Source organism: Methanohalophilus profundi, from assembly GCF_004137855.1.
GTDB classification, from domain to species: domain Archaea; phylum Halobacteriota; class Methanosarcinia; order Methanosarcinales; family Methanosarcinaceae; genus Methanohalophilus; species Methanohalophilus profundi.
Genome location: NZ_QBKB01000002.1, coordinates 592,917 through 605,830 on the forward strand (window position 1 = coordinate 592,917; position 12,914 = coordinate 605,830).

At 43.1% G+C, this 12,914-nt stretch carries 11 protein-coding genes, 1 tRNA gene and 1 pseudogene; 1 reads left to right on the forward strand and 12 read right to left on the reverse strand.

What is annotated here, in order from left to right:
• Window positions 1-1,713, reverse strand: coding sequence for a 2-oxoacid:acceptor oxidoreductase subunit alpha (locus C9889_RS03070; protein ID WP_129597098.1), 1,713 nt, complete (start codon window positions 1,711-1,713; stop codon window positions 1-3).
• A 679-nt stretch (window positions 1,714-2,392) separates the two neighbouring features.
• Here C9889_RS03070 and C9889_RS03075 point away from each other — a divergent pair.
• Window positions 2,393-2,794 carry a hypothetical protein gene (locus C9889_RS03075; RefSeq protein WP_129597099.1) on the forward strand — a complete coding sequence of 134 codons (402 nt, stop codon included), beginning with the start codon at window positions 2,393-2,395 and terminating at the stop codon, window positions 2,792-2,794.
• A 23-nt stretch (window positions 2,795-2,817) separates the two neighbouring features.
• Here C9889_RS03075 and C9889_RS03080 read toward each other — a convergent pair.
• The 11 genes and pseudogenes from C9889_RS03080 to C9889_RS03130 form a co-directional block, all read right to left on the reverse strand.
• Window positions 2,818-2,889 (reverse strand) — tRNA-Arg (locus C9889_RS03080).
• A 116-nt stretch (window positions 2,890-3,005) separates the two neighbouring features.
• Window positions 3,006-3,206: a helix-turn-helix domain-containing protein gene (locus tag C9889_RS03085; protein WP_129597100.1), complete on the reverse strand. Its 201-nt coding sequence runs from the start codon at window positions 3,204-3,206 to the stop codon at window positions 3,006-3,008.
• A gap of 106 nt (window positions 3,207-3,312) precedes the next feature.
• Window positions 3,313-3,623, reverse strand: a pseudogene (gene rpsJ, locus C9889_RS03090) (30S ribosomal protein S10).
• A 36-nt stretch (window positions 3,624-3,659) separates the two neighbouring features.
• Window positions 3,660-4,928 carry a translation elongation factor EF-1 subunit alpha gene (gene tuf, locus C9889_RS03095; RefSeq protein WP_129597101.1) on the reverse strand — a complete coding sequence of 423 codons (1,269 nt, stop codon included), beginning with the start codon at window positions 4,926-4,928 and terminating at the stop codon, window positions 3,660-3,662.
• 112 nt (window positions 4,929-5,040) lie between these two features.
• Window positions 5,041-7,233: an elongation factor EF-2 gene (locus C9889_RS03100; RefSeq protein WP_129597102.1), complete on the reverse strand. Its 2,193-nt coding sequence runs from the start codon at window positions 7,231-7,233 to the stop codon at window positions 5,041-5,043.
• A 33-nt stretch (window positions 7,234-7,266) separates the two neighbouring features.
• Window positions 7,267-7,827 (reverse strand): 30S ribosomal protein S7, encoded by a 561-nt coding sequence (locus C9889_RS03105; protein ID WP_394342227.1) that lies wholly within the window; start codon window positions 7,825-7,827, stop codon window positions 7,267-7,269.
• 5 nt (window positions 7,828-7,832) lie between these two features.
• Window positions 7,833-8,261, reverse strand: a complete 429-nt coding sequence (locus C9889_RS03110) for a 30S ribosomal protein S12 (RefSeq protein WP_129597106.1) — start codon at window positions 8,259-8,261, stop codon at window positions 7,833-7,835.
• Window positions 8,262-8,303: 42 nt separating this feature from the next.
• Entirely contained in the window at window positions 8,304-8,729 is a 426-nt protein-coding gene (locus C9889_RS03115) for a NusA-like transcription termination signal-binding factor (RefSeq protein ID WP_129597109.1), read from the reverse strand.
• A 19-nt stretch (window positions 8,730-8,748) separates the two neighbouring features.
• Window positions 8,749-9,036 carry a 50S ribosomal protein L30e gene (locus C9889_RS03120; protein ID WP_105460699.1) on the reverse strand — a complete coding sequence of 96 codons (288 nt, stop codon included), beginning with the start codon at window positions 9,034-9,036 and terminating at the stop codon, window positions 8,749-8,751.
• A 74-nt stretch (window positions 9,037-9,110) separates the two neighbouring features.
• Entirely contained in the window at window positions 9,111-10,268 is a 1,158-nt protein-coding gene (gene rpoA2 / locus C9889_RS03125) for a DNA-directed RNA polymerase subunit A'' (protein WP_129597111.1), read from the reverse strand.
• On the reverse strand, window positions 10,269-12,914 hold the full coding sequence (locus C9889_RS03130) for a DNA-directed RNA polymerase subunit A' (protein WP_129597112.1): 2,646 nt from the start codon (window positions 12,912-12,914) through the stop codon (window positions 10,269-10,271).

Below are 12,914 nucleotides of genomic sequence, written 5' to 3' on the forward strand. Positions count from 1 at the left end.
TCAGATCACCCCCATTCCTTTAAGCTCCCTGATAACCGATTGTGGTGTAAAGGGCAAGCCATCATATCTTAACATCTTTTTTGAAACTTCAAATCCTAATTCAGCCCGCAGCAGGCGTGCAAATTGGCCTGTTGCATTATTTTCCACGCATATAGTGGTGTTCAACCCATCCAGTAAACTGACAGTATCATGAGAAAATGGATAAATATCACTAAAATGAATCAAATTTATGGATACTTCATCACGATTCAGGATGTCAACTGCCTCTGCAAGGGGACCATAGGTAGATCCCCAGCCTATCAGGGAAATATCTGCTCCGTCTATACCATGAATAGCTGGCATCTGCATTTCATCCGTAAGTCCATCTACCTTGCGCAGACGTTTTTCATTCATACGAATGCGGTTACCAGTAGTCTGATCGATATGACCTGCTTCGTTGTGTTCATCACTGTCTGCAACCACCAGTGCACCGTTCTGGCCGGGTATAGCCCTCGGTGATATACCTGATTCGGTAATTGTATATCTCTGGTAGTCACTTCCCACAAACCGGTCTTCCAGAAGATGCCTGTTAATCTTCAGGTCGGATGTATCGAACCTCTCATAGGTAAAAAGACCATCTGCAAGATGCTGGTCACTCAATATCAGGACCGGGATCTGGTATTTGTCAGCTATGTCAAATGCCCGTATTGTCTGGTTGAAGGCATCCTTTGCCGTACGAGGGGCAAGTACACAACGGGGAAATTCCCCCTGTGCAGCATGAAGCACAAAATTAAGGTCCCCCTGTTCAGTCATTGTGGGAAGGCCGGTAGCGGGCCCGGGACGCTGGCCCAGAAAGATGACAACCGGTGTCTCAGTGATGCCAGCGAGACCCAGTCCTTCTGTCATCAGGCAGAAACCTCCACCTGAGGTAGTGGTCATGGCACGCACCCCTGCAAAGGATGCTCCGATGGCCATATTTATGGCAGCGATCTCATCCTCGGCCTGCTCCACAACAGCATTGAAATCATCTGCATGTGCTGCCACACGGGTCATGACACCAGTTGAAGGGGTCATGGGATATGCCGAAAGGAATTGCACTCCTGCAGCAAGGGCACCCACTCCCACACTGTCATTGCCATTTATCAAAATCCGCCTGTTAGTCGGTTGTGGGCTGAGATTATAGTTACAAATCCCTTCAAATTTACCATTTTTTACATAATCATAACCTGCTTGTGCTGCCTTTATGTTTTTCTCTACAACCTCATCCCCTTTCCTTTTGAAAGTCTCGGAAAGGAACCTTTTAAGTGTTGCAAGATCATAGCAAAGCAGGCCAAATACAGCTCCTACAGCAACGGTATTTGAAAATAATTTTTTACCACTTACATCCTTTGATATTTCTGTGAAAGGAACAGATATGATCTTTTCATCTACATTGTCCCCTACAATGGATTCATCGGCAAGCACAAAGCCTTCTTTGACCTCATCAATATGCTCAGGAATTGTCTGGGTGTCAAGGGCCACCAATATATCTATCTTTTCATCCAGTGCATATACAGGATGATCACTCACCCTTATCTGGAAATAATTATGTCCACCCCGTACTCTGGAAAGATAGAATTGATTTCCATAAACATAGAAACCATCCCTTACCAATGTTCTTGAAAGAACCGATCCTATGGTTTGTATGCCCTGACCGGCTTCTCCACCTATTTTTATGTTTATATCAACGATAATTATTCCCCCTTAAATAATACCATTAATCAAAAAGTCGTTGTAATAATGTTGAAACCGGAAATATAAAAAATGAGGGTTCAAGGAGACTTTCGTCTATAGCAAAGTTCAACTTACACAAAATCAATATTTAAATACCCTATATAGACACGTTTATTTTGAGTTTCCCTAAAGACTTCCATTTGATCTTCTATACATAATTAAAAGGAACCAGGCTACTAATCAGCTTAATTGTGTTTAAGTAGTAGGGATGAAATGTGGATATATATTTAATTGTAGTAATAATTTCAACAATAATTGTCACCATTCTTTGTACAAAGGTGATTTATGGCACATACCGTATACTCAGATCTAAAAGTTACTTGGCTGACGAAGAATTAGATGAAAATGAATAAAATATATTTTTTATTAATAATAGGCCTATTCTATTTGGACGTATGGTTAAGAAATCATAAGTTGTTTCTTCCCTGTTATGACTATTATTGAAACTTTTCTCTGGAAAACGATATATTCTGCATTTATAATATGAACAACTAAAGTAAAAAGGCGGTTTGTCACCCAGAAGCCAAATCGGGCTTCAAAACAGTAAGATTTATGTGCTTTTCCCTGATTGAGTTAAGAAATACTTATACTGCATAAAACACAAACCTCATATAAAGAAAAAGAAGAACGAGGGAACAATATGGAAGAAATTGACCTTTATCTGAATAAAATCAATGATTGCACGATAACTCCTTCTGATATAGATCTGGTTATCAAAATGCTCAAAGAAGATACCAAGAAGGGAAGGATAAAAGCCACCAAGGAAGATATTCAATGGTTTGAAATATACAAGTTTGGTCTGGAAGAACTCGAACTTGAAAAAAGTGGCGAATCTAAGATGCAGGTTGGGGACTGGAGAAATAACCTCAATTACAGCAAGGCCAGATTCTTTGTGGATGAAATGGATGATCTGGGTCTGATTGAAAACGTATCATGGCATACCCAGGGAGTGGTCATATTCGACATCAAGAATACGGATGTCTACAGGATACACCTTTTCAATAAAATGAAAAATCATCTCTGTAAACTCTACAGCCTGTGAAAAATTACAAGCATCATTTTTTAAGGACCTGCCGGGAATCGAACCCGGGTCCTAAGCTCCGGAGGCTAAAGTGATATCCTCTACACTACAGGTCCAACAGATTTGCTTTTATTGAGTAAAGATGGATATAAAGTTTGTCCTGATAAATAAGTGAGATTTCTGTTCGGACAGTACAAGGGCACATGGCCTGAACTTATGCTTGGGAAAGCAATCATTCCTCAGACACAGAGTAATAACACCTTTTAGGGGAACATACAAGTCCTTTTTTTTTAAGTTTGGTTATTGTCTTGCTGACTACTTTCTTATCAATGTCTGCAGCTTCGGCAACTTCACCTGATCGCAGTGGTTTGCCGCTTTCTTTTAATGCATTATAGACCTTACTTTCAGTTTCATCCTCTATTTTTTCTGACATATAGATCACCCAGGGTAAGAAGTAAATTTAATAAACAGTGTGAAAATGTACAGGAATCGAGAATTAACAATTAATTAAAAACAAAAAAAGGAGAGGGAAACCCCCCTCAATTCTGAAGAACGATTTCAATATTGATGTCCTTAGGCACCTGAATGCGCATTAGCTGCCTGAGAGCACGCTCATCTGCAGCTATGTCGATCAGGCGTTTGTGAACACGCATTTCCCAGCGATCCCAGGAAGCGGTTCCGTCACCACTTGGGCTTTGCGTGCTGGTACCACCATTTTTTTGGTGGGCAGCGGGACAGGCCCGGCTATACTTACACCTGTGCGGTCAGCGATGGATTTTACCTGATCGCAGACACCGTCCAGATTTACCGGATCAATTCCCGACAGTCTTATTCTTGCTTTCTGTGCCATTATTCATTTTCCCCCTAAAAAGGGTAAATTGAGTGTTTACTGTTTCTCTTTAACACTCATGCACATACCGGCAGCGATGGTCATACCCATATCACGGATAGCGAACCTTCCGAGCTGTGGGATTTCCTTGACAGGTTCAATGACCATTGGCCTTGTTGGCTTGACTGTTATGATTGCTGCGTCACCAGCCTTGATGAAGGTTGGGTTTTCTTCTTTGACCTGACCGGATTTTGGATCCAGTTTCTTGTCAATGGACATCAGTGTACAGGCAGTCTGGGTTGTGTGGCAGTGGAATACAGGTGTGTACCCGATTGTGATTGCGGACGGGTGCTGGAGCACAACAACCTGACCTGTGAATTCATCAGCGACTGTTGGTGGATTCTTGGATTCACCACAGACATCCCCACGCCTGACATCGGCTTTACCGACACCTCTGACGCTCCATCCGATATTGTCACCAGGTCTGGCTTCGTTTGCTTCTTCGTGGTGCATTTCAATAGACTTTACTTCACCGCTTGCTCCACTTGGCATGAAAGTGACCATCTGGCCTTTCTTCATTACACCGGTTTCTACACGACCTACAGGTACTGTACCGATTCCGGAAATTGTGTATGCATCCTGTACAGGTACACGGAGAGGCAAATCGTCTGGAGCTTCTGGAAGTTTCAGACTATTCAGGCACTCAAGGATAGTTGGACCGTTGTACCATGGAGTGTTGGAACTGTTCTTAGATATATTGTCACCTTCAAAGGCAGAGGTTGGAATGAATGGGACATCTGCAGCCTTGAAACCAACCATACCCAAAAGTTCGGATACGTCCTTTTTGACCTGGTTGTACTTGTCCTCACTGTAGTCAGTTGCATCCATCTTATTGACAGCGATAATGAGCTGATTGATACCGAGGGTCCTGGAAAGGAAAACGTGTTCCTTTGTCTGTGCCATTACACCGTCTGTTGCTGCTACCACAAGGATTGCGGCATCTGCCTGGGATGCACCGGTGATCATGTTCTTAACGAAGTCACGGTGACCTGGACAATCCACGATTGTAAAGTAGTACTTGTCGGTGTCAAACCTCTTGTAGGCGATATCAATAGTGATACCCCTCTCACGTTCTTCTTTGAGAGAGTCCATTACCCATGCGAAGGCAAAGGATTCTTTTCCTTTCTCTTTTGCTTCTTCCTTGAATTTGTCGATAACGTGCGGTGGAATAGCACCGGTTTCGTACATAAGCCTACCGACAAGGGTGGACTTTCCGTGGTCGATGTGACCGATAACTGCTAAATTCATATGTGGTTTGTTTGCCATATATCGATTCTCCTTCTAATTTGATGTAATTATAGGGTTTTTTGTCTGTAATAGTCGTTAATAGGTTTAAATCTTTCTAACGACATTATAAAGTAAGAAGGGAATTCCCCCCTCACATACTAAGGAAATCTTCAGGCTGCGGGACGCCTGCCTTGAGACCTTTCCTTTCTCTTATCTCATTAACTATCTCTGCAACCATATTGGCAGGCAGAGACTCAAATCCTGCAAATTCAGTACTCCACATGGCACGTCCTTCGGTTGCAGAACGTATATCACCTGCAAAGCCGAAAAGTTCTGATACCGGAGCCTTGGATTCGATCACTGTAGTGTCACCTTCAGATGTCATGTTCAATATGATTCCACGACGACCCTGTATTTCTTTGGTTGCGCCGCCCATCTGTTCCTGTGGCACCTGGATAAATACTTTCTGGTACGGTTCAAAGAGAACATCTCCTGCCAGAAGCATTGCTGCCTGGATGGCCTGTCTTGATGCAGGAATTACCTGTGCAGGACCACGGTGAACAGCATCTTCGTGAAGTTTGGCATCCATGAGTTTGACTTTTACACCCATGCATGGCTCCCTGGCAAGAGGACCTTCTTTCATAACCTCTGTGAAACCTTCAAGAATTAATTCCATTGTTTCGTTGAGGTACTGAATACCCTTGGTCATGTCAAGGAAGATATTACTCTCATAGATGTCAACAAGACCTTTAGCCTCTTCCTTGCTCATACCGGCATTCATAAGCAGTTCCCTTCTTTCAAGCTCGGGCATCCTCATGTTGATTTCGCCGTCCTTGATAAGCTTGATTATTTCAGGGTCAAGTGGCTCAATCTCGATATAGAACCTGTTATGCCTGTTAGGGGATTTTCCTTCAACAGGACCTGCATGAGATTTTACAGATTCACGGTAAACAACGATTGGAGGGGTGGTAGTGATTTCTACACCCTTATCACGTTCAATCCTGTGACCTATGACTTCAAGGTGTAACTCACCCATTCCTGCAAGAAGATGCTCACCGGTTTCTTCATCAAGTTTTATTTGAAGAGTTGGATCCTCTTTAGCTACCTGACGCAAGACCTCTACCAATTTTGGAAGATCCTTCATATGTTTGGCTTCAACAGCCACTGTTACTACAGGTTCACTTGCATGCTGGATGCTTTCAAATGGCATCATATCTTCCAGGGTTGTGACAGTAGAACCTACGATAGCATCTTTGAGACCAGTTACAGCAGCAATGTTGCCTGCGGGAATCGTTTCCACTTCCAGCCTTTCAGGACCCATAAACACACCAACCTGCTGGATTCTGTTTTTAGCGGTTATTCCTGAAATATTAACCTCCATACCTCTGGATAAAGAGCCACTGAAGAGCCTTCCTGTAGCAACTTCACCTGCATGTGGATCCATTGCAATATCGGTAACCATGAAAGCAAGATCTCCATTTGCATCGGCATCCTTCATTGACTTGCCTATTTCAGAGGTCTTATCGCCATGCCAGATGGCACCGACACGTCCTTCCTGTGCCTCGATCGGACTTGGAAGATGCCTGATTACCATATCATTAACTGCTTCATGGAGAGGACATTTTTCAGCAAGTGTCTTCATATCTTCATTGCGGCAGTATTCATAAACGTCATTGAAACTTACACCAGTCTTCTGCATCATTGGAACACTGATTGCCCAGTTATAAAGAGCAGAACCAAATGCAACAGTACCGCCTGCAGCATCGACTTTCCAGCCGGCCTTATAACGTTCCTCATTCATACCTTTAATGAGTTTGTTAACAAGATCAATAAGCTTCCCGAGACGCATCTGCATCTCCTGTCCGCCTTCCTGAAGTTCATTAATCAGGCGGTCAACTTTGTTTATGAAAAGTACAGGTCTTACGTGTTCCTTAAGTGCCTGTCTCAGAACAGTCTCAGTCTGTGGCATTGTGCCTTCAACAGCATCTATTACAACAACAGCACCATCCACTGCACGCATGGCACGTGTAACATCGCCACCGAAATCAACGTGGCCCGGGGTGTCTATGAGGTTAATGAGGTATTCATTATCGTCATATTCGTGCACCATTGAAACGTTAGCTGAATCAATGGTAATACCTCTTTCCTGTTCTTCCTCATCAGAGTCCATGAAAAGTTGCCTTCCGGCAAGGTCCTGGGAAATCATCCCTGCGCCTGCCAGCAGATTATCTGATAAAGTGGTTTTACCATGATCGATGTGTGCTACAATACCGATATTTCTTATCATATCGGGATCACTCATAAGCGCTTTTACACGCTCTACCATTTTTTTCCTTCGTCCCATAACTACAACCTACGCAGTAATTATAATATTAGATTAACGTGCAGCCTTTGCAACCCTTTCTTTTGCATCTTTCCTGTTCACAGAGAAGCACTTTGCATCCCCATTGGATGCTGCTATAAGTTCTGTTGCAAGGCAGCTGGCAAATGAACGTTTGGATTTGAAAGATGTCTGTTTGGTACCCATAGCAATATACCTCAGTGCAGAGTCTACTCTTCTCTGAGGTGCGGTGTCCACAGCTTTTGGTACAGAGATTCCACCGTATTTAAGACGTACTACCTCTTCCCTTGGACCAGTATGGGAAATTGCCTCAACAAGTACCTGAACAGGATTTTTGTCCGTTTTGGAATGGATAATATCAAAAGCATCTTTTACAGCAGTCATTGTGCACTGCTTCTGACCTGTATTCTCCTCTCCGCGCATCAGACTGGTAATAAGTCTTTCAACAATTGAAAGATCGGACTTATTGAACTGCTGTCTTGCGTGCCTGCCCCCTGTGTTGGGAATTGCAATTGGATCGACATTCACATACCTTCTGAGACCTGGGTCTGGCACCTCAACCTCAGTCATATCCCATTTACCGAATAATTTATTCATAAGAATTATCTCCTTGGCTTCTCCTTTTTGCCGATGACCATCTCATTCAAACTGACGTTATTAACAGCTGTGACCTTAAAGCGCACACCGGGAATATCACCCTTTGCACCACCCATGCGTCCACCAATTCTTTCCACTGTTATTTCGTCATGTTCATCAATGAAATTGATGGCACCGTCTCCGGGACAGAAAGCAGTTGCCTGTCTACCGTTCTTGATTAATTGAATCCTTACACATTTCCTGATTGCAGAGTTGGGCTGTTTGGCTTCAATACCTACCTTTTCCAGCACAATACCGCGCCCCTGGGGAGCTCCTGATAAAGGATCAGACTTTACATTAAGTCCAAGGGTTCGCCTGCTGTAACGAGTATCTTTCCACCTTGCATTTTTACGTGCCGCTTTAAGTCTATGAGCTGCATATTTTCCATTTGTCATATAGTATCCTCCAATAGATGAGTTAAATATTTGAAACCCGGATTATTGTAATATCAAATCTTCGATATCATGATGACGGTTTACAATCCTTTTTATCTTATCAATATTTCGACCGCTTTTCCCGATGGCCAGACCTTTATTCATACTGGAAACCTCAACATAGGCAACCTTTTTGTCGTTTTTATCGCTGATTTCTACAGATTTTGTAGGAATCGTGCCAAATGCGTTCTTGATGAAGGTTACCGGATCATCGGAATACTCTATTAAATCCACGTGTTTGTCGACTGCTTTTTTGAAGCGGTTAATATTATCTCCATGCTTCCCGATTGCAGCACCCATATCGCCATTGTTGACCACGCAGATAATTCGATCATCGCCTATAAGACAATCCTTGATAGGTGCCCCGGTCATACTTTCAAACAGGGCTATATACCTGATAGCGTCTGTTGAAAGTTTGATATCACTCAAAAATAAAACACCCTCTATTTTAAACTAATCCTATAATATCAGATTCACCAGCATCAACGATTGCCATGGTGGTGATAGTATACGGTTTACCACAAACAGTTCCAAGATCCATACTTGAGCCTGCGTATTTAAGTACTGGTAAATCTGTTTCCTCGATCTTTTCCCTGATGTATGCCGGGCAGTTTGCAGAAACTACTACCATTTTTGCATCTCCGTTTGTAGCTACATCAATGGTCCTGTTTGCCCCGACCACAACATCTCCTGTCCTAATGACTTTCAGCAATGCCTTATCAACATTAATATCCATATAGATCAACCCTTTTGAATTTAAGATTGGTACTTTAATACCTGATTCCTTATATCTAGTTTCTGGTTACAGTTTCATCCCTGCAGAGGATTTCTGGAAACGAGATGAACATCTCCTGTTCCGAGTTTGATTGGCTGGCCGACAATAATATTCTCAGTAACACCATTCAATTCATCGACCTCTCCACGCAAACCTGCATCAAGCAAATGATTTACAGTTACTTCGAAAGCCGCACGTGCAAACACACTGGCTTTTTCACCGGATATTCCATGTCGACCTATCTGTTTTACTTCGCCGTCACAGGACATTATATCCGCCACCAGCATAATATGCCTCACATCAACTTCAAGACCCTGTTCACGCAGGGTATCTGTAGCCTCTTTGATTATTGCATTTCTTGCAGCTTCGATTCCAAATACCTCATAGATTTCCCCGATGTTATTGGTGCTTGTCCTTGTGGGATCTATACCATCAATTTCAAGGACTTTCTTGAGTTCGGAACCTTCTGTATAGAGCCTGTATTCACCATCCTCTTTTCTGACAACTACTCTCTTGATGCCATCAATGCCCTTCAATGTGATGGTATTGATCTTCTTTGCAAGCTGTAATAACTCACGATAGGAAGGTTCTTTCAGTTTTATGAGAAGCTGGTTGGAAACTTCACTGGCCTGAACAACGGAAACACCAAGGCCGTGCTCAAGTTTCTCCATTACCGATTCAATAGCTACTTCCCTTTTATTCATGGCCTTTTCATTCAAATCAATAACAAGCTGCATGTTAGAAAGATCAGTAGTGACATCAGCAAGATGCTCAACATGTGTAGCTTCAATCATCCAGGCAATCTTATTTGCAAAATCCCTGTCTTCGAGATACTCTTTGTCAAGATGGAGGGTCATCATTGGTGTACTGGGACGTTTACGTGCATCAACAATCTCAATCAACCTGGGCAAACCCAGTGTAACATTGATCTCAGCCACACCAGCATAGTGGAAAGTACGCATTGTCATCTGTGTACCTGGCTCACCAATCGATTGTGCAGAAATAACACCTACAGCTTCACAGGGTTCCACGCAGGATTTATCATAAGTTTCCAGGAGTTTTTCAATAATCTCCTCCATCTGTTTCTTATTTACACTCGCTTTAACCGAATCACTGATAAGAGTCTGCTTTACATCACTGGGAAGAGGTAAGTCTTTGACCATACCTTCAATTGTTGCTTCTTGAAGTACCATTTATTTCACCTCCTTACCAGTAACAGAACTTACTATGTTATGTACCGTATCCTCACTGTTATAATCGCTCTTGGTGGAATCTATACCATCCTCTCCGTACTTGAACTGCACGATAACACCACGTGTTTCACGTACCGATCGATCATATTGTACTTCGAGATCCTGAAGAGCATTTACAAGACGACGTTGAAGATAACCGGACTGGGATGTACGCACCGCAGTATCAACAAGACCTTCCCTACCTCCCACTGCATGGAAGAAGTATTCCGTAGGGTTTAAGCCACTCTTATAGCTGGACTTTACGAAACCATGTGCATCAGCACCAAGGTCACCTCTATCAAAGTGTGGCAGTGTACGGCCTTCATAGCCCCTCCTTATACGTTCACCACGTACAGCCTGCTGACCCACACAGCCTGCCATTTGTGTCAGGTTCAGCATAGAACCACGTGCACCGGATTTTGCCATAATCACAGCAGAATTTTCCAGACCCAGGTGGTTTCCTGCAATGGTACCGGCATGGTCCCTTGCCTTACCCAGAGACTGCATGATCTTAAGCTCGATGGTTTCAGCGAGAGTTCTACCCGGGAGGGGTTCAAGTTCTTTTGCCTCATAAGCTTGAATAAGTTCTGCAACTTCGTTTTCAGCACGTTCAAGTTCCTCATCGATATTCAGTCTTGCTTCACGGGGAATATCCTCATCACTGATACCAAAACTAAGGCCAGTACGCATCACACCACGAATCGCAAGCCTAGTCACATCGTCCACAAACTGAGCAGCCTCAGTTGAACCATATCTTTTCACAATGGAGTCAAGTATCTTGCCCTTAAAAGCACCGATTGCTTTCTCATCGATAGTTCCGGCCACCAGTTCACCATTTTCAACCACCACATAAGAATCATACTCACAATCCCTACCCTTGCATACATCACACTTGAAACATACATTGGCTTTAAATTCAAGATTGAGATCATTTGGAAGAATCTGGCTGAAAATCTGTTTACCCGTCCAGAAAGGATCTCCTGCATCATTATAACCTGCAGGCTCCGGAAGCTCACGTACTTCTGATTTACGTAAAAGTTCCAGAGCATCGTTCTTACTGATCATCTTTTCATTACGCGTCAGCAGGAACATACCTGAAATATGGTCATGAATACCACCTATAATAGGACCGCCAAAACGAGGAGACAGGATGTTTTCCTGAACCTGCATCAAAATGCTTGCTTCTGCACGGGATTCTTCCGTCTGCAGAACATGCATATTCATTTCATCACCGTCAAAGTCCGCATTGTAAGGAGGACAGACAGATGGATTAAGTTTGAACGTCTTATTTGGCAAAACCTTGACCTTATGTGCCATTATACTCATTTTATGAAGAGAAGGCTGCCTGTTAAAGAGAACAATGTCCCCATCCTGCATCTGCCTTTCAACTGTCCAGCCAGGTTCAAGTTTTTCAGCAAGTTCTTCCTTGTTGTCTTCAGTGATCTTGAGTCTGCGCCCATCTTCACGGAATACATAATTAGCACCAGGATGAGTTTCTCCCCCTCTTGCAACATATGCACGCATCATTTCAAGGTTTCTGGAGATAACCCTTACAGGAATTGTCATTCGCCTGGCAATTGCATAGGGTACACCCACCTCATTGATACTAAGGTTGGGATCTGGAGATATAACCGTACGTGCAGAGAAATTCACACGTTTACCGGAAAGACTTCCCCTGAAACGTCCCTCTTTTCCTTTAAGACGCTGTGTAAGAGTCTTTAGAGGACGGCCAGACCTATGCCTTGCCGGAGGAACGCCTGAAACTTCGTTGTCAAAGAACGTAGTAAGGTGATACTGCAACAGTTCCCAGAGATCCTCTATAATAAGTTGTGGTGCACCTGCATCACGATTTTCCTGAAAACGCTGATTTATACGAATAATATCCACAAGTTTGTGAGTTAGATCATCTTCACTACGCTGACCTGATTCCAGAGTGATAGAAGGACGAACTGTTACAGGAGGAACTGCTAGCACTGTAAGAACCATCCATTCAGGTCTTGCAGAAACAGGATCCATACCCATGACCTTTAGGTCATCATCCGGGATATGTTCAAGACGATCACGGATTTCAGTAGGTGTCAACTTGTAATCATTCTCTATGTAATCCGAGGGTTTTTCGAATTTTATCTCAAGTTGCTCTTCACCACAATAAGGGCAAATCTTGGTCTTTCGTGCTTCTTTGAATACATTATTAATCAAATCATCAGGCAGATGACTCATTACATTCAGTTTGGCAAACTGATTAAGATAGGCCTTCTTCTGTTTATCCTCAAGAAGAAGATGGCTGCAGTTACGACAGGTCGAACGTAGTACTTTTCTTATTATCTTATTAAATCCTACGTGTAGTACCGGTGCCACAAGTTCAATATGACCGAAGTGGCCCGGACATTCACCGGCCCTGCCTCCACAGGTCTTACACCTCAAACCCGGATCTATAACACCCAGTCTAAGGTCCATTAAACCCATGTCAATAGGATAACCATCGTCGTCATATGTGTCAGCAGTAATAATTGAAGTAACACTCATTTTACGGATTTCCCGTGGAGACAGGAGACCGAATCTGATTGCACCGATTCTCTGGGGAATAGAGGGTATAGTATTATCCAT

Bases quoted from the DNA above. Each gene is read 5' to 3' on its own strand.
- C9889_RS03075 (WP_129597099.1), top strand. From the start codon at position 2,393: ATGGAAGAAATTGACCTTTATCTGAATAAAATCAATGATTGCACGATA.
- C9889_RS03085 (WP_129597100.1), bottom strand. From the start codon at position 3,206: ATGTCAGAAAAAATAGAGGATGAAACTGAAAGTAAGGTCTATAATGCA.
- tuf (WP_129597101.1), bottom strand. From the start codon at position 4,928: ATGGCAAACAAACCACATATGAATTTAGCAGTTATCGGTCACATCGAC.
- C9889_RS03100 (WP_129597102.1), bottom strand. From the start codon at position 7,233: ATGGGACGAAGGAAAAAAATGGTAGAGCGTGTAAAAGCGCTTATGAGT.
- C9889_RS03105 (WP_394342227.1), bottom strand. From the start codon at position 7,827: ATGAATAAATTATTCGGTAAATGGGATATGACTGAGGTTGAGGTGCCA.
- C9889_RS03110 (WP_129597106.1), bottom strand. From the start codon at position 8,261: ATGACAAATGGAAAATATGCAGCTCATAGACTTAAAGCGGCACGTAAA.
- C9889_RS03120 (WP_105460699.1), bottom strand. From the start codon at position 9,036: ATGGATATTAATGTTGATAAGGCATTGCTGAAAGTCATTAGGACAGGA.
- rpoA2 (WP_129597111.1), bottom strand. From the start codon at position 10,268: ATGGTACTTCAAGAAGCAACAATTGAAGGTATGGTCAAAGACTTACCT.
- C9889_RS03130 (WP_129597112.1), bottom strand. From the start codon at position 12,914: ATGGATAATACTATACCCTCTATTCCCCAGAGAATCGGTGCAATCAGA.